The organism is Streptomyces sp. NPDC102437 (assembly GCF_044765565.1).
Classification (GTDB): Bacteria; Actinomycetota; Actinomycetes; order Streptomycetales; family Streptomycetaceae; genus Streptomyces.
Genome location: NZ_JBIWKI010000006.1, coordinates 276,602 through 297,888 on the forward strand (window position 1 = coordinate 276,602; position 21,287 = coordinate 297,888).

A 21,287-nucleotide genomic window follows, 5' to 3' on the forward strand; every position below is an offset into this window, starting at 1 on the left:
CGCGCTACGCACGCTACCCTCTCCGCCGCCCCCCGCCCACCTGCCCGTCCCAAACAGCACCGGATCCCGTGCCGAACATCGCCGTATCCGGTGCTGTGACGTCGTCGTATCCGGTGTCGCGATCACCGCATCCGGTGCCGTGCCGCCAGCGCGGGCCGCCCCGGGGAGCCCCCGGCCGGGCGGCGCGGATCACTGGCCCGACGGGGCGGAGTGCGCCGCGCCCTGCCCCGTCACCGGTTCGCCGCCACCGTGGCTGGGGCACTATGACGAAGTGACTTCCGCCAGGTCGCACAAGGACTCCGGCCCGCTCCGCAGGGCGGGCCGGGCGGTCGGTCATGCCCTCCACAAACCGTTCACCGAAACCGCCAAGGGCATCCGGAAAGCGACGCACGCCCATGGCGCCGGGGAGTCCGGGCTCGGCAAACTGATCGAGCTGCACGCCGTGAACGGCGCGGGCGACGTGATGATCACGGTCGCGCTCGCCTCGACGGTGTTCTTCTCCGTGCCGACGGACGAGGCCCGCGGCCGTGTCGCCCTCTACCTCGCCGTCACCATGGCACCCTTCACGCTCCTGGCGCCCGTGATCGGCCCGCTCCTGGACCGGCTGCCGCACGGCCGCCGCGCCGCGATGGCCGGCGCGATGCTGGCCCGCGCGGTGCTCGCGATCACCATGTCGGGCGCGGTCGCCACCGGCGGCCTGGAGCTTTATCCGGCCGCGCTGGGCGTCCTGGTCTGCTCGAAGGCGTACGGGGTGGTGCGCAGCGCCGTCGTACCGCGTCTGCTGCCGCCCCGTTTCTCCCTGGTGAAGGCGAACTCCCGGGTCACCCTGGCCGGCCTCCTGGCGACCGGGGTGGCGGCCCCGGTCGGGGCGGCTCTGCAGACCGTCGGGCCCGGCTGGCCGCTGTACGGTGCGTGCGCGATCTTCCTCGGCGGGACCGTGCTGGCCTTCACGCTGCCGCCGAAGGTCGACTCGGCGAAGGGCGAGCGGAAGGCCCAGCTGGTGCCGCCGCACGGCGTGGCGGTCTCGCGGGGCGACTCGGGGCGCGGCGCGGGCGGGCAGGCGCGGCGCCGGGACGGGAACGGGGAGAAGCGGCCCGGTCTGCGGTCCGTGGGCCCGTCCGTGCTGAACGGGCTCCAGGCAAACTGCGCGCACCGCGCGCTCTCCGGTTTCCTGATCTTCTTCCTGGCGTTCCTGCTGCGCGAGCACCCGCTCGCCGGGCAGAGCGCCGCCGTCTCGCTCGGCATCGCCGGCGTCGCGGCCGGTGTGGGCAACGCGTCCGGTACGGCGGTCGGCTCCTGGCTGCGGGCCCGCGCCCCCGAGGCGATCGTCGTCTCGGTGCTGGCCCTGGCCCTGGGGGTCGCGGTGCTCGCCGCGCTCCTCTTCGGCACGGTCATGGTCGCCGCGCTCAGCGCCACCGCGGGCTTCGCGCTGGCCCTGTCGAAGCTCTCGCTGGACGCGATGATCCAGCGCGACGTACCCGAGGAGGTGCGCAGCTCCGCGTTCGCCCGGTCCGAGACCGTGCTCCAGATGGCCTGGGTGATCGGCGGCGGCATCGGCATCGCCCTCCCCCTCAACGGCGTACTGGGCATGTCGGTCGCCGCGGGCATCCTCGCCCTCGGCGCCGCAACGTCCGTACGGGGTCTGCTGGGCGCGGCGCGCCGCGGCTCGCCGCACCCCCGCGTGGCATGAACCGGAGCGACCGATAGCCTTCGGCCCATGACCGTTGCGTTCTTCTCCGGTAAGGGCCGCCGAATCGGCGTCGCTCTTGGTGCCGTGTCCGCGGGACTCCTTGTCCTCTCCGCCTGCGACAAGCCGACGCCGCTCGCGACCGTAACGGTCGGCGGCAACTCGGTGAGCGCCGAGGCGTCCTGCTACAACGACGGCAAGGCGCTCAAGCCGTCCGTGTACCAGAGCTGCCTGAACAAGAAGGCGGAGAAGTCCGTCGAGGTCGCGATGGACGACAAGGTCCGCTTCGGCGTCGACCCCGAGGTCGCGGAGAACGGCTGGACCCTGTTCATCAACGGTCAGCAGGCCGAGCAGGAGCCGTACAAGAAGACCTACCGGTCCATCCCGGGCAGCGCCTTCTTCTCCAGCCAGACCGGCGAGACCACGAACAAGACGCAGATCAGCATCGTGGAGACGAAGGGCAAGAAGCTCGTCGGCATCTGGCACTTCGAGCTGAAGAAGACCTCCTGATCCCCTCCTGACCTCGGAGGCTCTCCCCGTGCGTGTGCTCGTCGTGACCGCTGTCCCAGCAGAACGGGACGCGGTCACGCGCGCGTTCGGGGACATTTCCGGGGCGTCGTCGGTCTTCTCCGTTCCGGGCGCGGAGATCCACCGCGCGGGCCCCTTCGACGTCCTGGCGGGCGGTGCGGGGCCGGCCGCCGCGGCGGCCTCGGCCGCCTTCGGTCTGGCCTCGGACCGCTACGGCCTGGTGATCTCGGCCGGCATCGGCGGCGGGTTCGCCGGCGTCGCACCGGTCGGCTCCCTGGTGGTGGCCGACCGCATCGGCGCGGCGGATCTGGGCGCCGAGACCGCGACGGGCTTCGTGCCGGTCACCGAGCTCGGCTTCGGCCGCGCCTGGCATTTCCCGCCCCGGTCGCTGGTACGGGAGGTGGCCGCCGCCACCGGCGCGGTCACCGGCGCCGTCCTCACCGTCTCCACCGTGACCGGCTCCGCCGACCGCGCCGCCGCCCTGCTCGCCGCGCACCCGCGGGCCGCCGCCGAGGCCATGGAGGGCTTCGGGGTCGCGGAGGCCGCCGAGCGCGTCGGCCTGCCCGTCCTGGAGGTCAGGGCGGTCTCGAACGCAGTGGGCCCGCGCGACCGGGACGCCTGGCGCATCGGCGACGCGCTGGCGGCGCTCACCGAGGCGTTCGGGAAGCTCGTACCCGTACTGGAAGGTTGGACCCACCATGACCGACACGAATCCTGACCCGCTGCGGATCGCTTTCTCGCCCTGCCCGAACGACACCTTCGTCTTCGACGCCTGGGCGCACGGAAGGGTCCCCGGTGCGCCCGCCCTCGATGTCACCTTCGCGGACATCGACATCACCAACGGGATGGCCGAGCGCGGCGAGCTCGACGTCCTCAAGGTGTCGTACGCGGTGCTGCCGTGGGTGCTCGACGAGTACGCGCTGCTGCCGTGCGGCGGGGCGCTGGGCAGGGGCTGCGGCCCGCTCGTCCTCACGAGGCAGGGCGCGGACCCGGACCTGACCGGCCGGTCCGTGGCCGTACCGAGCGAGCGCTCCACCGCGTATCTGCTGTTCCGCCTCTGGGCTGCCGAGGTGGTGCCGGGCGGTGTCGGCGAGATCGTCGTGATGCCGTTCGACGAGATCATGCCGGCCGTGCGCGACGGCAAGGTGGACGCCGGTCTCGTCATCCACGAGGCGCGGTTCACGTACCAGAACTACGGGCTCCACAACCTCGCCGACATGGGCCGGCACTGGGAGGAGACGACCGGGCTGCCGATCCCGCTCGGCGCGATCATCGCCAAGCGCTCGCTGGGCGCGGACACGCTGAAGCTGCTCGCCGACTCGGTGCGCACCTCGGTACGGATGGCCTGGGACGACCCGGAGACGTCCCGGCCCTACGTGCTGGCCCACGCCCAGGAGATGGACCCGGCGGTGGCGGATCAGCACATCGGGCTGTACGTCAACGAGTTCACCGCCGACCTGGGCGAGGACGGCTACGCGGCGATCCGCGGACTGCTGACCCGCGCGGCGGCCGAGGGGTTGGTACCGCCCCTCGGCCCCGACGCACTGTCGTTCGTCTGAGCTTCGCTCTTTTTGTTGGTTCTCAGACGTCGAGCTGGTCGGCGACCGCGCGCAGCAGACCGCCGATCTTCTTCCCGGCCGCCTTGTCGGGGTAGCGGCCGCGCTCCAGCATCGGCGTGATGTTCTCCAGCAGGGTGGTCAGGTCCTGCACGATGGACGCGAGCTCGTCCGGCTTGCGGCGCTGCGCGGCCGCGACGGACGGGGTCGGGTCCAAGACCGCCACCGAGAGCGCCTGGTCACCACGCTGACCTGCGACGACCCCGAATTCGACCCGCTGGCCGGGCTTGAGGACGTCGACGCCGTCGGGGAGCACGGAGGAGTGCACGAAGACGTCGCCGCCGTCATCGCGGGAGAGGAAGCCGAAGCCCTTCTCGCTGTTGAACCACTTGACCTTGCCAGTCGGCAAAGCACGCACCCCATCTCAACCCGTATGCAACCTGTATGCCGGAACCCGGAAAAAAATCCTCAGCAGGTCAGGCTATCCAGTGGTGGTGCTCCCCTGCTGGCAGCAGCCTCCCCAGGGGGAGTACCCCTCGTCAAGCCTGGTCATCCGGACTGTGTCCGGAAACGGCGCCTGCTTTACGCGCCGGTGGCCACGGGGTTGACCGCGGGGCGGTTCACCGTCGCCGGGAACTACCCTGGCCAGGTGAGTACTACACCTCCTGGCGCGGGTGACCGGCTGGTCCGGATCGGCGCGATCGTCTTCTTCATCGGCGCACTGTCCACCCTGGCCACCATGGCCCCCCTCTTCCTCGGCACCCATCCGCTCCCGTCCATCGCCTGGTCGCTGTGCATGCTGATGGGCGTCGGCTTCCTGATCGCCGCGGCGGGCGTGATCCGGTCGGTGCGCGCGGGGGCGGCGAAGCGGTAGGGCGGGCCGGACATCCGTAACGCTCTTCCCTGTTCCCTGTTCCCTGGCGCAGACGCAGTTGACGAGACGTATCGGCCAGAGGATCCAGGGGGACGGCATGACGGGGGCTGCCTCCTGCACGAGCGCGAACGGGTACCGACCCGACCCGGTGGTGGCTCCAGTAAGGCGGTCACTGACGGACACGGCGTCAAGCCGAACGAAAAACGGGACTTCTGGTCCCAGGCCGTCCTGCAGGCATCGGAGGCACGGCATACCCTGAATATGAAGGAGGGGGGAAGATAGATATCTGCAAGAGCGGAAATTGAAATGCTCACCAACAGCGCTCAGCGCCAAGGAAGCAAACGAGCGAGGGGGCTCACCGCAATTGCTGTCACCGCGATCAGCGTGCTCCTCAGCGGCGCGGGCACGGCGATGGCGGCCCCCACCTTCGCCTCCGCCGATGTGGCGACCGGCTCGCCATATATGCCCAACCAAGGTGGTGGGGGCGGCGGCTACGGCTGGGAAGAAGGATACAACAGCGGCACGAGGTGTGAGCCGCTCCTCGCTACTGGCGAGTTTCCTCTCCCTTCTGACCTGGCGGATTACGTAGCGAAAGCGCGCGCCAGTAACGATGCAGCTGAATTCAAGCGAGCGGAAGACGCGGCAATCCTGTACAAGGCTAATTTCTATAAAGGATACGGGGCGGGCGCGGAGAAGTTCGGTTGCGCGCAGCGCAATGCGTTTGAAGGGCCCCTTCCTCAGAAACAACAGCCTGCGGTCGGAGTACAAGGTCAATCGGCCACCCCACCGTCCGGGGCAGGACAAAACCAACCGACCATCCTACCTCCGTCCGAACCGGTTGCTCCGCCCGTGAACGGCCCTGCGGTTCCGATGCCCCAACCTATTGGCTCACCGGGCGTTGACACGTCCACGGCCGACACGGGTTCGTGTACGTCTGGATCCATTGCCTGCTCCATGGGAGCAGCGCCGGGCGCGGATACCGGGACACAGCCGACGGATACCGGGATCATGCCAGCGGATACCGGGACACAGTCGGCGGACGCCGGGACCATGTTGGCGGATACCGGGAGCGGGAGCTCGCAGCCGCCGATGCTTGCCGACAGCTCGCAGGCCGACACCGGGACGTCTGCAACCGGCTGAAGAATTAAAGAAGAGCGGATACTGAAATGTTCAGCAATGACGCTCGGCATCAAAGGATCAAACGAGCGGCGGGGCTCAGTGCGGTCGTGGTAACGGCGATGAGTACGCTCCTCGGCGTCACTGACACAGCCTTGGCGAAGACGGTCCCGACCGCCGTGAGCGGATCAGTGGTCCCATCACAATCGGATGGTCACAGCCCTTCGTTCTGGCTTGGCTACCACGACGCCGGGGGCTGCAATCCCAATGATCCGCCTTCGAACCTGACAAGCTCCCAGCGAGCCCAATATAACGAGGGCTGGGGCTGGGGTCGTAGGTGGTGTAAACAAAAGGGACCTATTGAAATGCCGCCCGCTGAGGCGCCTCCGATTTCGCCGCCCAGGGTGGAAAAATTTCCACTCGGCACGACAGTTACAACTACCATTATTGAGCCCAATACCGGGCCAGGGCTGTATCCGTATACTTCGCAGCCGCCAATATCGGAGCCGCCTTCTCAGCCGTCGACACCGTCGACGACAACATTGCCACCGGCTTCTCAGTCGCCGGCCGCAGCACCACCGGCTTCTCAACCGCCGGCCGCGACGCCGCCCTCTTCGCCGCCGGCAACGCCGACCACGACGCCTGGCCCGGAGGTGTCGGTTCCCTCGGGTCCCGGCTCTTGCACGCCTGGATCTATTGCCTGCTCCATGGGAGCGGCGCCGGGCGCGGACACCGGGACGCAGCCGGCGGATACCGGGAGCGGGAGCCCGCAGCAGCCGATGCTTGCCGGCACCTCACAGGCCGACACCAGTGGCTTGTCCGGTCAATCCGATCAAACCGGCTCGTTCGGCGCTGGCGCGCCTGACACAGGCTCGCCAACCAGCCTGTCCGATACATCCGCGTTCGATACTGGCTCGTCCGCGATCGGCTGAGCAGCGCTGCTGCCTCCGACGGACAAGAAGAGCCCCCTCCGTCGATCGGCGAATCAGGAGGGGGCTCCGCGAATCACCTCAGCGAAGACCTTCCGCGCGCGATGCCAGGCGCAGCCGGGTACGGATGAGCGTGTGGGACACCGATCCGCACATCCCCGCCCCGTTCCGGTGGGGCGCCCAGGCGCCGGAGGAACTGGCCGAGCGGGGGCGGGGATTGCACCTCGTCACGATGTACGCGGAGTGCTGGGGCGCGTACCCCATGCGTGGCGGGCTGCCGGGGCAGGGCGGGAAGCTGCTCTGGGTGGAATGCGCGGCGAAGGCGTAGAGGGCACCCCGCACCCAGCGGCCCTGCGCCCGGCGCGCCCGCGCGCCCGCCCCGTGCATCAGCCCGCCGCGTACGTCTCCAGCCACGCCGGGAACTCCGCCAGGGACGACAGGACGACGTCCGCACCCGCCGCCCGGAGTTCCGCCGCGTCGCACGGGCCGGTGGTGACCGCGACCGAGAGGGCGCCGGCGGTGCGGGCGCCGCGTACGTCGCCGGTGTGGTCGCCGACGTAGATGTCGGCGCCGTGCTCGCGCAGGGCGTGGCCCTTCGCCTCGGCCCACAGGCCGCCGATGATCGCGTCGGGGTCGATGCCCAGGTGGGTCATGTGGAGTTCCGCGCTCGGCTGGTGCTTGGCGGTGACGACTATCGTCCGGCCGCCCCGTTCGCGGATCGCCGCGAGCGACTCCCGGGCGCCCGGGAGCGCGGGGCTGGGGGTGATGGCGTATGTGGGGTAGATCTCGCGGTATCGGTCGGCGGTCGCCGCCACCTTGTCGGCGGGGAACCAGTTCCGCAGCTCCTCGTCGACCGGCGGGCCGAGCCTGCTCACCACCAGATCGGCGTCGATCGGCGTCCCTGTTTCGGCGGAAAGTGCCAGGTAGGCGGCCTTGATGCCGGGCCGGGTGTCGAGAAGCGTCATGTCCAGGTCGAAGCCGACCGTCAGGGGGTGCGAAGGCATGACATCCATTGTCCGCGGGGCAGCCGTCACTCCGGCGCCGGTGCGGCGTTCGGGCCCGGAAGGGCGGTGCTTAGACTTAGCCAAGCCTTACCTTTGCACCGTTCGCGCCACTTGTTCTTCGCCACTCGCTCGTCACCACTTGATTGGGTCCGATGTCAGCCGCCGCACCTCGCCGCTCCAGACGCGCACTCGCGACGGCGGCGGCCGTCGCCGCGCTGCTCGTGGCGGTACTTCTCAGTCTGGCCGTGGGGGCCCGCTCCATACCCCCGGCCGAAGTGTTCGACGTCCTGCTGCACGGCGGGCACTCCGACAACGCCGAAGTCATCCGGAACATGCGCGTGCCGCGCACCCTGATCGGGCTGATGGTCGGCGCCGCGCTGGCCATCGCGGGCACGGTGCTCCAGGGCATCACCCGTAACCCCATCGCCGACCCCGGCATCCTCGGCATCAGCCAGGGCGCCTCGGTGGGTGTGGTGCTGGCCATCGCGTACGCCGGGGTCCACAGCCTGACGGGGTACGTGTGGTTCGGCTTCGCGGGGGCCGCGATCGCCTCCGTCGCCGTGTACGCGATCGCGTCGAGCGGGCGCGGCGGTGCCACGCCCGTGAAGCTCGCGCTGGGCGGCGCCGCCATCAACGCCCTGCTGGTGTCGGTGGTCTCGGCGGTGCTGACGACCAAGGCGTCCGCGCTGGACGAGTTCCGCTTCTGGCAGGTCGGCTCGATCGCCGGGCGCGAGGCCGAGGTGGCGCAGCAGATCTGGCCGTTCCTGCTGATGGGGATCCTGCTCGTGCTTTCCGTCGCGCGGGGGCTCGACGCGCTGGCGCTCGGCGAGGACGTCGCGAAGGGACTCGGGCAGAACGTCGCGGCGGTCCGGGTCGTCGGCGGGCTCGGGGCCACGGTGCTGACCGGTGCCGGTGTCGCGGCGGCCGGGCCGATCGCGTTCATCGGGCTGGCCGTACCGCACATCGCCCGCGCGGTCGTCGGCTCCGACCACCGCTGGGTGCTGCCGATGGCCGCGCTGATCGGGCCCGTGATGCTGCTGGTGTCGGATGTGATCGGCCGCGTCCTCTTCCCGCCGAGCGAGGTCCCGGCGGGTGTCATGACGGCGCTGATCGGGGTGCCGTTCCTGGTCGCCCTCGTACGCCGGAAGGCGGTGCCCGCATGAGTGCCGGTACGAAGGTCCGGGCGGAGGTCCGGGTGCGGCCCGCCGGGTACCAGGTCGTACGGATCGGGGCGCGGGGGCGGTTCCTGCTGCACCGGCGGGCGGGCCTGGTCTCCGCCGCGCTCGTCGTGCTGCTGGCCGCCGTCTGTGTCGCGTACCTCTGCGTCGGCGAGAGCTTCGTCGCGCCCGGCGAGGTCGTGAAGGTGGTGCTGGGGCAGCCGTCCCCGGACGAGCTGGTCGTCGGCACGCTGCGGCTGCCGCGGATGACCGTGGGGCTGCTGGTCGGCCTGGCCTTCGGGATCGCCGGTGCGCTGATCCAGACCGTCGCCCGCAACCCCCTCGCCAGCCCCGACATCATCGGTATCAGCCAGGGCGCGAGCGCGCTCACGGTCGGCGCGATGACCTTCGGCATCACCTCGTACACCGTGCTGCCGTACCTCTCCGTCATCGGTGGGGTGGCCGCGGCTGCGCTGGTGTACGTCTTCGCCTGGCGCGGCGGGCTGCACGCCACCCGCTTCGTCCTCATCGGCATCGGCATCGCCATCGCGCTGCGCTCGGTCACCACGCTGTTCCTGACGAAGGGCGACTACCTGGTCGCCCAGCAGGCCCAGATCTGGATGACCGGCTCGCTCAACGGGCGCGGCTGGGCCGAGGCAGCGCCGATCGGCTGGACGCTGCTGATCCTGCTGCCCGCCGTGCTGTGGGCCGCCCGCGCCCAGCGCTCCGTCTCGATGGACGACGACACCGCGACCGCGCTCGGGGTGCGGCTGGGGCGGGTACGGCTGGGTCTGGTGGCGCTCGGCGTGATCCTGGCGTCCGTGGCGACCGGCACGGCCGGGCCGGTCGACTTCGTGGCGCTGCTCGCCCCGCAGATCGCCCGCCGGATGACCCGCACCGCGCAGATTCCGCTGCTCTGCTCGGCGCTGCTCGGCGCGGTGATCGTGGTGTTCGCGGACCTGCTGGCGCGCAGGCTCTTCTCGCCAACCGAGCTGCCGGTGGGCGTACTGACGGCGGCGGTCGGCGCCCCGTATCTGATCTGGCTGATCATCCGCGGTCAGCGTGGCGGTCGCGGCCGTAGTGGAGGCACAGCATGAGTTCGACCCCGATGTCCGGCACCACGGTGGCCGGGACGGCATCGACCGGCTCCGCCGCGGCGACGGCCGGCCGGCTCGGCGCGCGGGAGTTGACGCTCGCGTACGAGGACCGCACCGTCGTCGAGGCACTGGACCTCGACGTCCCGGACGGCCGGGTCACGGTCATCGTCGGCCCGAACGCCTGCGGCAAGTCGACCACCCTGCGCGCACTCGGCCGGCTCCTGAAGCCGCGCGGCGGGGCCGTGCTCCTCGACGGCACCGAGCTGTCGAAGATCCCCACGCGGAAGATCGCCCAGTCGATCGGGCTGCTGCCGCAGACCCCGGTGGCCCCGGAGGCGATCACCGTCAGCGACCTCGTCGCCCGCGGGCGCCAGCCGCACCAGCACTGGTGGCAGCAGTGGTCGGACGAGGACGAGCGGGCGGTGACCGACGCGATGGAGCGTACGGATGTCACCGCGCTCGGCGACCGGTCCGTGGACGAGCTGTCCGGCGGTCAGCGCCAGCGGGTCTGGATCGCGATGGCCCTCGCCCAGGAGACCGATCTGCTGCTGCTCGACGAGCCGACCACGTACCTCGACATCGCCCATCAGGTGGAGGTCCTGGACCTGGTGCGCCGGCTCACCGCCCCGGCGGCGGACGGCACCCGCGGCCGGACCGTCGTCACCGTGCTCCACGACCTCAACCAGGCCGCCCGGTACGCGGACCACCTGGTCGCCATGAAGGCGGGCCGGATCGTCGCCGAGGGCGACCCGAAGGACATCGTCACGGCCGGTCTCGTACGCGAGGTCTTCGGACTGGAGGCGGTGATCGTCCCGTGCCCGGTGACGGGTTCGCCTCTCGTGGTGCCGGGTGCGCCGTGGCAGGCCGATACGGGTTCGTGAGCCCGCGCACATCCCCGCTTCCGACTGCCGGCTCCTGACTCCTAAGAAAGGCACCCCATGGCCCTCTCCGTCCGCCGTCCCGTCCGCCGTCGCCATCTCGCTCTCGGCGCCCTCTCGCTGGCCGGCGCGCTCACGCTCGCCGCCTGCGGTTCGTCCGGCTCCGGCTCCGGCTCCGAGGACGGCGGTTCCGCCGCCGCGAAGACCCACACCGTCAAGACGGCCATGGGCGATGTCGAGGTCCCGGTGGACCCCAAGCGCGTCGTGGTGCTGGACACCGGTGAGCTGGACTCCGCGCTGACCCTCGGCGTGCAGCCGGTCGGCGCGACGCACTCGGCGTCGGAGGACGGCTTCCCCTCGTACCTGCCGGCGGACCGGACCGAGGGCATCAAGGAGGTGGGCGAGATCGCCAACCCCGACCTGGAGACCGTCGCCTCGCTGAAGCCGGACCTGATCCTCACCTCCAAGGTCCGTGACGGCGACCGTTACGAGCAGCTGAAGGCGATCGCCCCGACCGTGATGACGGAGTCCACCGGCACGGCCTGGAAGGAGAACTTCCAGCTGCACGCGGAGGCGCTCGGCAAGCGGGCCGAGGCGAAGAAGGCCGTCGCCGACTACGAGGCCCACATCGCGAAGGTGACCGAGGCGGTCGGCGGCAAGGAGAAGGCAGCCGCCACCGAGGTCAACTTCGTCCGCTTCGTCGAGGGTGCCGACATCCGCATCTACGGCAAGCAGAACTACATCGGCTCGGTCCTCGCCGACCTGGGCATGGGCCGCCCCGCGATCGCCGACAAGGCCAAGGACGGCTTCTCGTACGACGTGTCGCCCGAGAGGATCGACCTCGCTGACGCGGACGTCGTCTTCACGTCGACGTACGGCGACCCCGCGAAGGCGGGGACGACGAAGACGATGAACAGCGGCCTGTGGAAGGGGCTGAAGGCGTCCAAGGACGGCAAGGTCTTCAAGGTCGACGACCGCCTGTGGATCGCGGGCATCGGCTACACCGCCGCGAGCCAGATCCTCGACGAGTTCCAGGCGAAGATGACCGGCTGACGTTCCTTCAATTCGAGCGGTGGCGCCCGGGCGTCACGGCCGTGGCCTGCGCGACCGCCACACCAGGTAGAGCGCGGAGGCGACGGCCGCCCCCCGCACCACCCACGGCCACATCTCGCCGATCGCGTCGCTCATCTGCCCGGCCCCGACGGGCTCGCCCCACCGGCCGTCGGTCCTGCCCCACAGCCAGACCAGCGCGCCCGCCGCGACCACGCCCGGCAGCCCCATCGCGGCCCACTTCGCCTCCGCACGGGACAGCGTGCGCGAGCTGTACGCGAGGAGCCAGCCGCCCGCCAGGGCCAGCCAGGACCCCGTCACGGCGCCCGCCACCAGCAGCACGGCGGCGAGCAGCAGCAGCGGGTGGGAGAAGCCGTGGCCGCCCGCCCCGCGCTCGCGCGGCGCACGGCGGCCGAGGCGCAGAAGCCGGCGGCGGCGCGGCGCCTCCTCCTCCGTTTCCCCCGCTGCTCCCTCTTCCTCCGCGTCTGCCGCGTCCTGCTCGTCCCGTTCCTCGTCCTCCGCCGCGCGCGGGCGCGGCACCGCGCCCCGGGGCGGCGGCGGCTTCATCATGTCCGGGATCTCGACGCCGCCGACGAACCCGGGCACATCGACCCCGGCACCGAACGGCCCCGGTTCGACCCGCCACCAGTCGGCCTCGCTCCCGGACGGCCCCAGTTCGTCCGTACCGGCCATGTGCGGCGGCGACGGCACCCGGCCGGCCGGCGCGGGGGGCTCTTCCGGCGCACCGGGTCCGGGCTCCTCGGGCCGCGACGCGCCCTTGCCGGAACTGTCTTTGCCGTCCTTCCGGAGCATCCCCTTGCGCGGACGGGGAATGCTGCGTCCTTCGTCCGCCGCGGGCTCCGGCCGCCCCGCGAGCTCCACCGTCCCGTCGCCCGACGCGGCCGCGGCGGCCACCAGTTCGTCCGGTTCGCCGAGCCTCCCGATGATGCGGCGGACCGCCGCCGGACTGTCCCCGGACTGCTTTCCGCGCTGCCGGTCGATCTCGCCCCGGAGCGTCGAGACCAGCCTCATCCGGGCGGCCGAGGACAGTTGTTGCTGCTGTGCCAGGTCCCCGACCCGGCTCAGATAGTCGTAGACCAGCTGGTCGCTCTCGATCCCCACGCGATCGTTCCCCTCTACCGCCCTGCACCGACGGTAGCGCCCTGAGAGCCTCTCAGGCCTGTCCGGAGCGACTACCGTGGGACGGATGGGGATGACCACACCACCGCGGACGCTCGCCGAAGCGCTCCGGGCCCGGGACGACGAGTCGTTGGCCGGGCTGCTGAGCGCCCGCCCCGATCTCCTCAACCCGGTGCCCGGCGACATCACCCAGCTCGCGACGAGGGCCGGCACCCGCGCCTCCGTCGTACGCGCGCTGGAGCATCTCGACAAGTTCACCCTGCAGACCGCCGAGGCGCTCGCGGTGGCCGCCGACCCCGCCCCGTACGGGACGCTGCTCGGCCTGCTCACCGGCGACGGCCGGGACGACGGCGAGCACCGCGACGACGCGGGGTCGGCGATCGCCGACGCGCTGCCCGGCGCCCTGGCCACGCTGCGCGAACAGGCCCTCGTCTGGGGGGAGGACGAGCGGCTGCGGCTGGTGCGCACGGCGCGCGAGATCCTCGCGCCGTCCCCGCAGCACGCCTCCCCCACCGGTCTCGGGCCGACCGTCGCCGAGGCGACCTCCGGCATGTCCCCGGGGCGCCTCCAGGAGATCCTGGCCTCGGCCGGGCTGCCCGCCACGCACGACCCGGTCTCCGCCGTGACCGCCCTGTCCGCGCTCTTCACCGACCGGGCCAGGATGGGCGAGCTGCTGGACTCCGCCCCGGCCGAGGCCCTGTCCGTGCTGGACCGGCTGGTGTGGGGGCCGCCGTACGGGGAGGTGACCCCGAACCCCACTCCGCCCGTGAAGTGGCTGCGCGACCACGGGCTGCTGCTGCCGGTGTCGACCCGTACCGTGGTGCTGCCCCGCGAGGCCGCCCTGCATCTGCGGGCGGGACGTGCCCACCGCGTGCCGGAGCCGCGGCCGCCGGCCGTGGAGGCGGTCGCCAACCGCGATCCACAGGCTGTGGACAGCGCCGCGGCCGGTCAGGCGCTGCTGGCCGTGAACACCGTCGAGGAGCTCCTGAAGAGCTGGAACGGCGGCGGGCCCCCGATACTGCGGGCCGGCGGACTCAGCGTCCGCGAGCTGAAGAAGGCCGCCACCGTACTGGAGGTCCCCGAGCCGGTCGCCGCGTTCTGGGTCGAACTCGCCTACGCGGCCGGGCTGCTGGCCTCCGACGGGGAGGCCGACGAGCGGTACGCGCCGACGCCCGCGTACGACGACTGGGCCGACCTGCCCGCCCAGGAACGCTGGACGCGCCTCGCCACCGCCTGGCTCGCCGCCACCCGCACGCCGGGCCTGGTCGGCGGCCAGGACGCCAAGGGCCGGGCCCTGTCCGCGCTGGGCCCCGAACTCGACCGCTCCGCCGCCCCGGAGGTACGCCACCGGGTCCTCGCCCTCCTCGCCGCCCTGGAACCCGGCACCGCCCCCGACCCGGAGACCGTCCTCGCCCGGCTGCGCTGGGAACGCCCCTTGCGCGGCGCCGCCGCCTCGGCCGGGGACACCACGGATCTGCGGTCCCGGATCGCCCTGTGGACGCTCAACGAGTCCGAGCTCCTCGGCATCACCGGCCGCGGCGCGCTCGCCGCGCACACCCGCGCCCTGCTCGACGCCGGACCGGCCGAGGCCGCCGCGCTGCTCGCGCCGCTCATCCCCGAGCCGCTGGACCACGTGCTGCTCCAGGCCGACCTGACGGCCGTCGCCCCCGGCCCGCTGGAACGCCCCCTGGCCGCCACGCTCTCCGCCCTCGCGGACATCGAGTCGAAGGGCGGCGCGACGGTCTACCGCTTCACCCCCGGCTCCGTGCGCCGCGCCCTGGACGCCGGGCAGTCCGCGGCCGACCTGCACGCCTTCCTCGCCGCCCACAGCCGCACACCCGTCCCGCAGCCGCTCAGCTACCTCATCGACGACGTCGCCCGCCGCCACGGCCACCTCCGGATCGGCGCCGCCTCCTCGTACGTGCGCTGCGACGACGAGGCCGTGCTGAACGAGATCCTGGCCGACAAGCGCTCGGCCACCCTGCGGCTGCGCCGCCTCGCACCGACCGCGCTGGCCGCCCAGGTCGACCCGGCGTCCCTGCTGGAGGGGCTGCGCGACATGGGGTACGCCCCGGCCGCCGAGTCCGCCGAGGGCGATGTCCTGATCACCCGCGCGGGCGCCCGCCGCACCCCGCCCCGCACCGCACCCGTCCCCGTCCCCGAGGGCCCTCCGGTGCCCGACGCCACCCTGCTCGGTGCGGCGGTCCGGGCGATCCGGGCCGGGGACACGGCCGCCACCGTGGTCCGCAAGGACGCCCCGGAGTCCCCCGGCGCTCCCGCGGCCACACCCGGCGCCCTGCCCCGTACGACCTCCGCCGAGACCCTCGCCACCGTCCAGGCCGCCGCGATGACCGGTTCGGCGCTCTGGATCGGCTACGTGAACGCGGACGGGGCCGCCAGCCAGCGCGTGATCGCCCCGGTCCGGGTCGAGGGCGGCTTCGTCACGGCCTACGACCACACGGCGGACGAGGTCCGCACGTACCCGCTGCACCGCATCACCGGCGTCGCGGAACTGGCGGACGACCAGACGGCGTGAGGTTGCGGCGCGTCCCTGTCCCCGTCCCCGTCCCCGTCGCGGCAGTGCGCGCGAATCGGAGGCGTGCCCGCTCTTCGAAGGGCAGACTCTGGTGTGTCCACGACGCTGGAGGGGGATGTCATGCGGCGCACCGATGCGGCCAGGCAGCTGGGGGGATTCGTCCGTGAGCACCGTACCGACGGGGGCAGAAGGCTGCGGCAGGCCGGAGTCCTGCTCTTCGTCGGAGCGGCGGGCATGGCCTTCGGGATACCGGTGACCATCGCGTCGATCGGCACCACCGACGGCGCTCCGCAGCTGGCCGGCCTGCTGCTCGGCGTCGGGCTGGTGGGGCTGGGCCTGGGGATCTGGCGGCTGGTCCAGGGCGTCCGTACCCGTGAGCAGAGCTTCGACGTCCACGAGCGTGGACTGACCCACCGCGTGGCGGGCACCGCCACCCTGATCCCGTGGCAGGACATCGCGTCCGTCGGCGCGCGGGGCGAGGACGGCCGGCCGCTGGCCGAGGCCCGCGGCATGGGCTTCACCTGCAATTTCACGCTGACCGACGGACGCACGATCCGTATCGACAGCTTCACCGAGGACGCCCGGCAGCTGGCGGTGACCGCCCATCGCGCCGTACACCTCGGCCAATTCCCCGAAGGACGCGGCCACCGCCGGAGGGACTGACCGGCGGGTGAGGGCACCGGCGTGTACGCCCACACCCGGCACGACCGCGCCCGCATGCGGCACACTGGACGTTTGGCCGCATCCGTGGCCGTACCCCGCAGAAAGGGCCGACGCGCGTGACCGGACCCCTCATCGTCCAGAGCGACAAGACGCTGCTCCTCGAAGTCGACCACGACCGGGCCGACGCCTGCCGTCGTGCCATCGCGCCCTTCGCCGAGCTGGAGCGAGCGCCCGAGCACATCCACACCTACCGGCTGACCCCGCTCGGGCTGTGGAACGCGCGGGCCGCCGGGCACGACGCCGAGCAGGTCGTCGACGCGCTCGTGCAGTACTCGCGCTATCCCGTTCCGCACGCGCTGCTCGTCGACATCGCCGAGACGATGGCCCGGTACGGCCGCCTCACCCTGTCCAAGCACCCGGTCCACGGCCTGGTGCTGACCTCCACCGACCGGCCCGTGCTGGAGGAGATCCTCCGCTCGAAGAAGGTGCAGCCGCTGGTCGGGGCGCGGATCGACCCGGACACGGTGGCGGTGCACCCGTCCGAGCGCGGGCAGATCAAGCAGACGCTGCTGAAGCTGGGCTGGCCGGCCGAGGACCTGGCCGGTTACGTGGACGGCGAGGCGCACCCCATCGATCTCGCCGAGGACGGCTGGGCGTTGCGGCCGTACCAGAAGCAGGCCGTCGAAGGGTTCTGGCACGGCGGCTCGGGTGTCGTCGTGCTGCCCTGCGGTGCGGGCAAGACGCTGGTCGGGGCCGGTGCGATGGCCCAGGCCAAGGCGACCACGCTGATCCTGGTGACGAACACCGTCTCGGCCCGGCAGTGGAAGCACGAGCTGGTGAAGCGGACCTCGCTGACCGAGGACGAGATCGGCGAGTACAGCGGTACCCGCAAGGAGATCCGGCCGGTCACCATCGCCACGTACCAGGTGCTGACGACGCGTCGCAAGGGCGTCTACCCGCACCTGGAGCTGTTCGACTCCCGCGACTGGGGGCTGGTGATCTACGACGAGGTGCACCTGCTGCCCGCACCCGTCTTCAAGTTCACCGCCGATCTCCAGGCCAGGCGGCGGCTCGGCCTCACGGCGACGCTGGTGCGTGAGGACGGCCGCGAATCGGACGTCTTCTCGCTCATCGGACCCAAGCGGTTCGACGCCCCGTGGAAGGAGATCGAGGCGCAGGGCTACATCGCGCCGGCCGACTGCGTCGAGGTGCGGGTCAATCTGACGGACTCGGAGCGCCTCGCGTACGCGACCGCCGAGGCAGAGGAGAAGTACCGGTTCTGTGCGACGACCGCGACGAAGCGGAAGGTGACGGAGGCGCTGGTGCGCAAGCACCGCGGCGAGCAGACCCTGGTCATCGGGCAGTACATCGACCAGCTCGACGAACTGGGTGAGCACCTGAACGCCCCGGTGATCAAGGGCGAGACGAGCAACGCCCAGCGCGAGAGGCTCTTCGACGCGTTCCGGGAGGGCGAGCTCAACGTCCTGGTCGTCTCGAAGGTCGCGAACTTCTCCATCGACCTGCCGGAGGCGACCGTCGCCATCCAGGTCTCGGGGACGTTCGGCTCGCGCCAGGAGGAGGCGCAGCGCCTGGGCCGGGTGCTGCGGCCGAAGGCGGACGGGCACGAGGCGCGGTTCTACTCGGTGGTCGCGCGCGACACGATCGACCAGGACTTCGCGGCGCACCGCCAGCGGTTCCTGGCCGAGCAGGGGTATGCGTACCGGATCGTGGACGCGGACGAGCTGCTGACGGAGAACACCGAGAACTGAGACAGCGGTCGAGGGCGGCGGTCAGCTGCTGAAGACCAGCAGGGGCAGCAGGGACGCCGCGATCACCGCGTGCGGCAGGAGCGCGAAGGCCGTGGCCCGACGACGGGCCGCGGTCCAGCGCGAGCGCCACGGCAGCACCCACGTGACGAGCAGGCCCAGAGGCGTCACGTACGGAATCGACCTGATGGCGGCCCCCATGACGGTGCGGGTGGCGTCGGCGCCCCAGGAGCAGCCGTCGTGCACGTCGCAGTCGCCGGGGCCCATGAAGGCGAAGAGGACGGCCATCAGTGCCGCGTAGGAGAGGATCACCGCGGCCACGGTGGCGATGGCGGGGGCGATCCAGCCGTCGAGGCGGATGGGGTCCTCGGGCGGTGTGGGCTTCGTCGGGGCGGGGTTCTCCATACCGCTACCCAATCCCGGGGCAGGGCCGGACCACCTCCGGTCGGATACTCACACCGGGGATGTTCCGGGTACTCAGTGCTCGTGGCGGCGGACGCCCGCCTCCTCCGGGTACTCGCCGAGCACGACCACGCCGAACGCGGCGCGGGCGAAGACCTTGACGGCACGGACCGCGTCGCCGACACGGTGGGTGCGGTGGTGACCGGTGGCCGCGGTCGCGCCGTGCGCGGGGCCGGTCCTGCGGGGGCTCAGAAGGACTGTGCTCATGTCTTCCATGGTCCTGCGCCCGGCCGGTACGGGCATCGGCCCGCGGGCTGAATCCGGCGGGGGCGCGGGTGGACCCACGGGCGGAAACCGGCGGTGGTCCGGTAGGTCTGCGGTCGCATGCCGTCCCCTACGGGATGGATCCGGCGGGCGGGATCGATGTTCCCGGCGGTAATTCGTTCGCCCTCGGCGGCCTCGGTCTATACAATCGCCGGTCTGCCCGCCTCCCGCACCGTGGTACCGGCAGCGGCCCGCGAGGGCCCGCCGGCAGCCGGGGGAGCGCCGCCGACCGGACGGAAACCGGCCGACAGCCGTACGCGCACCCGCTGCGCGTACCCGTGATCGATCCCCGAGCGGACCGCATCGCCCCCGAGCACCGTCCGGGGCCGGATGCGGTCCGCCGTCCTGCGTTGAACAGCCGGAGGCAACACCGTGCCCGCGCACGAACACGAGAGCGACACCACCAACGATCCGCTGGCTCGCGAACGCGCCCATCTCACCGCGTCCCGCGGCGCGCTGCGCGCCATGCGCGAGGACGCCCAGGCCCTGGACATCCGCGATGTCACCGCGAACTGGGTCAACGCGGCAGTACTTCAGGCCCAGATCGACGAGCGCATCAAGTCGCTCGCCGATCTCGCCCACACCCCGCTCTTCTTCGGGCGCCTGGACTATCTGCACCGGGTCGGTGCAGATCAGGCCGAGGGTGCGGAGGGCGAGCAGTTCTACATCGGGCGCCGTCATGTCCACGATGCCGACGGCGACCCGATGGTCATCGACTGGCGCGCGCCCGTCTCGCAGCCGTTCTACCGGGCGTCCAAGAAGGACCCTCAGGACGTGGGGCAGCGCCGCCGGTTCGGCTACACCGGCGGTGAGCTGACCGCGTACGAGGACGAGCACCTCACCGATCCCGCCGAGGCCGAGCAGACGAGCAAGCTCCTCCAGGCGGAGATCGAGCGGCCGCGCGTCGGTCCGATGCGGGACATCGTCGCGACGATCCAGCCGGAGCAGGACGAGATCGTCCGCAGCGAGCTCGGCGGAACGGTGTGCGTGCAGGGTGGTCCCGGCACCGGCAAGACGGCCGTGGGCCTGCACCGGGTGGCGTATCTGCTGTACGCGCACCGCGAGCGGCTGGCCCGTACCGGCACGCTGGTCATCGGGCCGAACCGGTCCTTCCTCCAGTACATCGAGCAGGTGCTGCCGGCCCTCGGCGAGCTGGCGGTGCAGCAGGCGACCGTCGACGATCTGGTGACGGCCGGCATCGAGGTGCGCGGCACGGACACGGCGGCCGCCGCCGTCGTCAAGGGCGACGCCCGGATGGCCGAGGTGCTGCGGCGGGCGATCCGTTCGCATGTGACGCCCCCGGTGGAGCCGGTCGTGGTGGTGCGCGGTTCGCGGCGCTGGCGGGTGCCCGCGTACGAGGTCGCGGAGATGGTCGACGAGCTGCTGGCCCGCGACATGCGGTACGGCTCCGCCCACGAAGCGCTTCCGCAGCGCATCGCGCACGCCGTCCTGGTCCGGATGGAGGAGGCGGGCGAGGCCCCCGACGACCGGGTGCAGAACGCGGTGGCCCGCAACCCCGCCGTGAAGGCGGCCGTGAAGGCGATCTGGCCGGCCGTCGACCCGGCGAAGCTGGTGCTCCGGCTGCTGTCCGACGCCGAGTTCCTGGCCGCCCACGCCCAGGGGTTGCTCAGCGAGGACGAGCAGAAGGCGATCCTGTGGACGCTGCCTGGATCCGGTAGAAGGGCGGCCCGCAGCGTGAAGTCGGCGAAGTGGTCGGCGGCGGACGCGGTGCTGATCGACGAGGCGAACGACCTGGTGGCGCGTACGCACTCGCTCGGCCATGTGGTGCTCGACGAGGCGCAGGACCTGTCGCCCATGCAGTACCGGGCGGTGGGCCGCCGCTGCACGACCGGTTCGGCGACGGTCCTCGGCGACCTGGCGCAGGGCACGACGCCGTGGTCGACGGAGAGCTGGGCTCAGGCGCTGCACCATCTCGGCAAGTCGGACGCGGTGGTGGAGGAGCTGACGGCGGGCTTCCGTGTGCCGCGCGAGGTGATCGCGTACGCCTCGCGGCTGCTGCCGGTGATCTCGCCGGGCCTCGCGGCGGTGGAGTCGGTGCGTGAGTCGCCGGGTTCGCTGGAGGTACGGGAGGTGGCCGGTCCGGCGGAGCTGGACGCGGCGGTGCTGGCGAAGTGCGAGGAGTCCCTGAAGCGGGAGGGTTCGATCGGCCTGATCGCGGCCGACGCCCGGATCCCCGCGCTGGCCGAGGCCCTGAGCGCGGCGGGCCACGCGTACCTCTCCCCCGGCGAGGAGACGACCGCCGAGTCCCGGCTGACCCTGGTCCCGGCGTCGCTGGCGAAGGGCCTGGAGTACGACTACGTGGTACTGGACGAGCCGGCCGCGGTGGTCGACGGCGAGCCGGACGAACGGACGGGCCTGCGCCGCCTGTACGTGGCGCTGACGCGAGCGGTGTCGGGGCTGACGGTGGTGCACGCGGCGGAGTTGCCGGACGAGCTGCGACCGTAGTCGTCTCCGGCGCCGAGGGGGGTGGGGGGGGGGGGGGGGGGGCCCCCCCGCCCCCCCCCCCCCCCCCCCCCCCCCCCGCCCCCCCCCCCCCCCCCCCCCCCCCCCCCCCCCCCC

General features: G+C 72.1%; 19 protein-coding genes. 14 read left to right on the forward strand and 5 right to left on the reverse strand.

The window, feature by feature from the left end; all coding sequences use genetic code 11:
- The first annotated feature begins 271 nt into the window (after window positions 1–271).
- From ACIRJP_RS11005 to ACIRJP_RS11020, 4 genes are read left to right on the forward strand one after another with little or no spacing between them, the layout of a single operon-like run.
- Entirely contained in the window at window positions 272–1,690 is a 1,419-nt protein-coding gene (locus tag ACIRJP_RS11005; RefSeq protein WP_404171073.1) for an MFS transporter, read from the forward strand.
- Window positions 1,691–1,717: 27 nt separating this feature from the next.
- A complete protein-coding gene (locus tag ACIRJP_RS11010; RefSeq protein ID WP_404171076.1) occupies window positions 1,718–2,197 on the forward strand; it encodes a DUF2771 domain-containing protein in 480 nt (159 codons plus the stop codon).
- A gap of 28 nt (window positions 2,198–2,225) precedes the next feature.
- Window positions 2,226–2,933 carry a futalosine hydrolase gene (locus tag ACIRJP_RS11015; RefSeq protein WP_404171079.1) on the forward strand — a complete coding sequence of 236 codons (708 nt, stop codon included), beginning with the start codon at window positions 2,226–2,228 and terminating at the stop codon, window positions 2,931–2,933.
- Window positions 2,914–3,774 carry a 1,4-dihydroxy-6-naphthoate synthase gene (locus ACIRJP_RS11020; protein WP_404171082.1) on the forward strand — a complete coding sequence of 287 codons (861 nt, stop codon included), beginning with the start codon at window positions 2,914–2,916 and terminating at the stop codon, window positions 3,772–3,774. Before ACIRJP_RS11015 ends, ACIRJP_RS11020 begins: the two co-directional genes overlap by 20 nt.
- 22 nt (window positions 3,775–3,796) lie before the next feature.
- On the opposite strand, the gene ACIRJP_RS11025 is transcribed toward ACIRJP_RS11020, so the two are convergent.
- A complete protein-coding gene (locus tag ACIRJP_RS11025) occupies window positions 3,797–4,180 on the reverse strand; it encodes a cold-shock protein (protein ID WP_383772335.1) in 384 nt (127 codons plus the stop codon).
- Between the two features lie 240 nt (window positions 4,181–4,420).
- Here ACIRJP_RS11025 and ACIRJP_RS11030 point away from each other — a divergent pair, with 240 nt between their 5' ends.
- Both ACIRJP_RS11030 and ACIRJP_RS11035 read left to right on the forward strand, forming a co-directional pair.
- Entirely contained in the window at window positions 4,421–4,645 is a 225-nt protein-coding gene (locus tag ACIRJP_RS11030) for a hypothetical protein (RefSeq protein ID WP_404171085.1), read from the forward strand.
- 2,172 nt (window positions 4,646–6,817) lie between these two features.
- Complete coding sequence (locus ACIRJP_RS11035; protein ID WP_404171088.1) at window positions 6,818–7,018, forward strand: hypothetical protein; 201 nt, start codon at window positions 6,818–6,820, stop codon at window positions 7,016–7,018.
- A 58-nt stretch (window positions 7,019–7,076) separates the two neighbouring features.
- Here the strand turns inward: ACIRJP_RS11035 and ACIRJP_RS11040 are convergent, their stop codons facing one another.
- Window positions 7,077–7,703 (reverse strand): HAD family hydrolase, encoded by a 627-nt coding sequence (locus ACIRJP_RS11040; RefSeq protein ID WP_404171091.1) that lies wholly within the window; start codon window positions 7,701–7,703, stop codon window positions 7,077–7,079.
- 143 nt (window positions 7,704–7,846) lie between these two features.
- Here ACIRJP_RS11040 and ACIRJP_RS11045 point away from each other — a divergent pair, with 143 nt between their 5' ends.
- From ACIRJP_RS11045 to ACIRJP_RS11060, 4 genes are read left to right on the forward strand one after another with little or no spacing between them, the layout of a single operon-like run.
- Window positions 7,847–8,857 (forward strand): FecCD family ABC transporter permease, encoded by a 1,011-nt coding sequence (locus ACIRJP_RS11045; protein WP_404171094.1) that lies wholly within the window; start codon window positions 7,847–7,849, stop codon window positions 8,855–8,857.
- Window positions 8,854–9,948, forward strand: coding sequence for a FecCD family ABC transporter permease (locus ACIRJP_RS11050; protein WP_404171097.1), 1,095 nt, complete (start codon window positions 8,854–8,856; stop codon window positions 9,946–9,948). Before ACIRJP_RS11045 ends, ACIRJP_RS11050 begins: the two co-directional genes overlap by 4 nt.
- 11 nt (window positions 9,949–9,959) lie before the next feature.
- Complete coding sequence (locus ACIRJP_RS11055; RefSeq protein ID WP_404171175.1) at window positions 9,960–10,829, forward strand: ABC transporter ATP-binding protein; 870 nt, start codon at window positions 9,960–9,962, stop codon at window positions 10,827–10,829.
- Between the two features lie 57 nt (window positions 10,830–10,886).
- Window positions 10,887–11,879: an ABC transporter substrate-binding protein gene (locus ACIRJP_RS11060; RefSeq protein ID WP_404171100.1), complete on the forward strand. Its 993-nt coding sequence runs from the start codon at window positions 10,887–10,889 to the stop codon at window positions 11,877–11,879.
- 33 nt (window positions 11,880–11,912) lie between these two features.
- On the opposite strand, the gene ACIRJP_RS11065 is transcribed toward ACIRJP_RS11060, so the two are convergent.
- Window positions 11,913–12,998 (reverse strand): hypothetical protein, encoded by a 1,086-nt coding sequence (locus tag ACIRJP_RS11065; protein WP_404171103.1) that lies wholly within the window; start codon window positions 12,996–12,998, stop codon window positions 11,913–11,915.
- An 85-nt stretch (window positions 12,999–13,083) separates the two neighbouring features.
- On the opposite strand from ACIRJP_RS11065, the gene ACIRJP_RS11070 reads away from it, so the two are divergent.
- The 3 genes from ACIRJP_RS11070 (at window position 13,084) to ACIRJP_RS11080 (ending at window position 17,984) form a co-directional block, all read left to right on the forward strand.
- The gene (locus ACIRJP_RS11070) at window positions 13,084–15,552 is read left to right on the forward strand and encodes a helicase C-terminal domain-containing protein (protein WP_404171106.1); all 2,469 of its coding nucleotides are present in this window, start codon (window positions 13,084–13,086) and stop codon (window positions 15,550–15,552) included.
- A 120-nt stretch (window positions 15,553–15,672) separates the two neighbouring features.
- Window positions 15,673–16,215: a hypothetical protein gene (locus tag ACIRJP_RS11075; protein WP_404171109.1), complete on the forward strand. Its 543-nt coding sequence runs from the start codon at window positions 15,673–15,675 to the stop codon at window positions 16,213–16,215.
- Between the two features lie 116 nt (window positions 16,216–16,331).
- Complete coding sequence (locus tag ACIRJP_RS11080) at window positions 16,332–17,984, forward strand: DNA repair helicase XPB (protein ID WP_404171112.1); 1,653 nt, start codon at window positions 16,332–16,334, stop codon at window positions 17,982–17,984.
- Between the two features lie 21 nt (window positions 17,985–18,005).
- On the opposite strand, the gene ACIRJP_RS11085 is transcribed toward ACIRJP_RS11080, so the two are convergent.
- Window positions 18,006–18,386, reverse strand: coding sequence for a hypothetical protein (locus ACIRJP_RS11085; protein WP_404171115.1), 381 nt, complete (start codon window positions 18,384–18,386; stop codon window positions 18,006–18,008).
- A 72-nt stretch (window positions 18,387–18,458) separates the two neighbouring features.
- Window positions 18,459–18,650 carry a hypothetical protein gene (locus tag ACIRJP_RS11090; protein WP_404171118.1) on the reverse strand — a complete coding sequence of 64 codons (192 nt, stop codon included), beginning with the start codon at window positions 18,648–18,650 and terminating at the stop codon, window positions 18,459–18,461.
- A 429-nt stretch (window positions 18,651–19,079) separates the two neighbouring features.
- Here ACIRJP_RS11090 and ACIRJP_RS11095 point away from each other — a divergent pair, with 429 nt between their 5' ends.
- On the forward strand, window positions 19,080–21,173 hold the full coding sequence (locus tag ACIRJP_RS11095; RefSeq protein ID WP_404171121.1) for a HelD family protein: 2,094 nt from the start codon (window positions 19,080–19,082) through the stop codon (window positions 21,171–21,173).
- The last annotated feature ends 114 nt before the right edge of the window (window positions 21,174–21,287 follow it).

Bases quoted from the DNA above. Each gene is read 5' to 3' on its own strand.
- ACIRJP_RS11045 (WP_404171094.1), top strand. From the start codon at position 7,847: ATGTCAGCCGCCGCACCTCGCCGCTCCAGACGCGCACTCGCGACGGCG.
- ACIRJP_RS11085 (WP_404171115.1), bottom strand. From the start codon at position 18,386: ATGGAGAACCCCGCCCCGACGAAGCCCACACCGCCCGAGGACCCCATC.
- ACIRJP_RS11055 (WP_404171175.1), top strand. From the start codon at position 9,960: ATGTCCGGCACCACGGTGGCCGGGACGGCATCGACCGGCTCCGCCGCG.
- ACIRJP_RS11050 (WP_404171097.1), top strand. From the start codon at position 8,854: ATGAGTGCCGGTACGAAGGTCCGGGCGGAGGTCCGGGTGCGGCCCGCC.
- ACIRJP_RS11075 (WP_404171109.1), top strand. From the start codon at position 15,673: ATGCGGCGCACCGATGCGGCCAGGCAGCTGGGGGGATTCGTCCGTGAG.
- ACIRJP_RS11040 (WP_404171091.1), bottom strand. From the start codon at position 7,703: ATGGATGTCATGCCTTCGCACCCCCTGACGGTCGGCTTCGACCTGGAC.
- ACIRJP_RS11090 (WP_404171118.1), bottom strand. From the start codon at position 18,650: ATGAGCACAGTCCTTCTGAGCCCCCGCAGGACCGGCCCCGCGCACGGC.
- ACIRJP_RS11010 (WP_404171076.1), top strand. From the start codon at position 1,718: ATGACCGTTGCGTTCTTCTCCGGTAAGGGCCGCCGAATCGGCGTCGCT.
- ACIRJP_RS11020 (WP_404171082.1), top strand. From the start codon at position 2,914: ATGACCGACACGAATCCTGACCCGCTGCGGATCGCTTTCTCGCCCTGC.
- ACIRJP_RS11035 (WP_404171088.1), top strand. From the start codon at position 6,818: ATGAGCGTGTGGGACACCGATCCGCACATCCCCGCCCCGTTCCGGTGG.
- ACIRJP_RS11060 (WP_404171100.1), top strand. From the start codon at position 10,887: ATGGCCCTCTCCGTCCGCCGTCCCGTCCGCCGTCGCCATCTCGCTCTC.
- ACIRJP_RS11070 (WP_404171106.1), top strand. From the start codon at position 13,084: ATGGGGATGACCACACCACCGCGGACGCTCGCCGAAGCGCTCCGGGCC.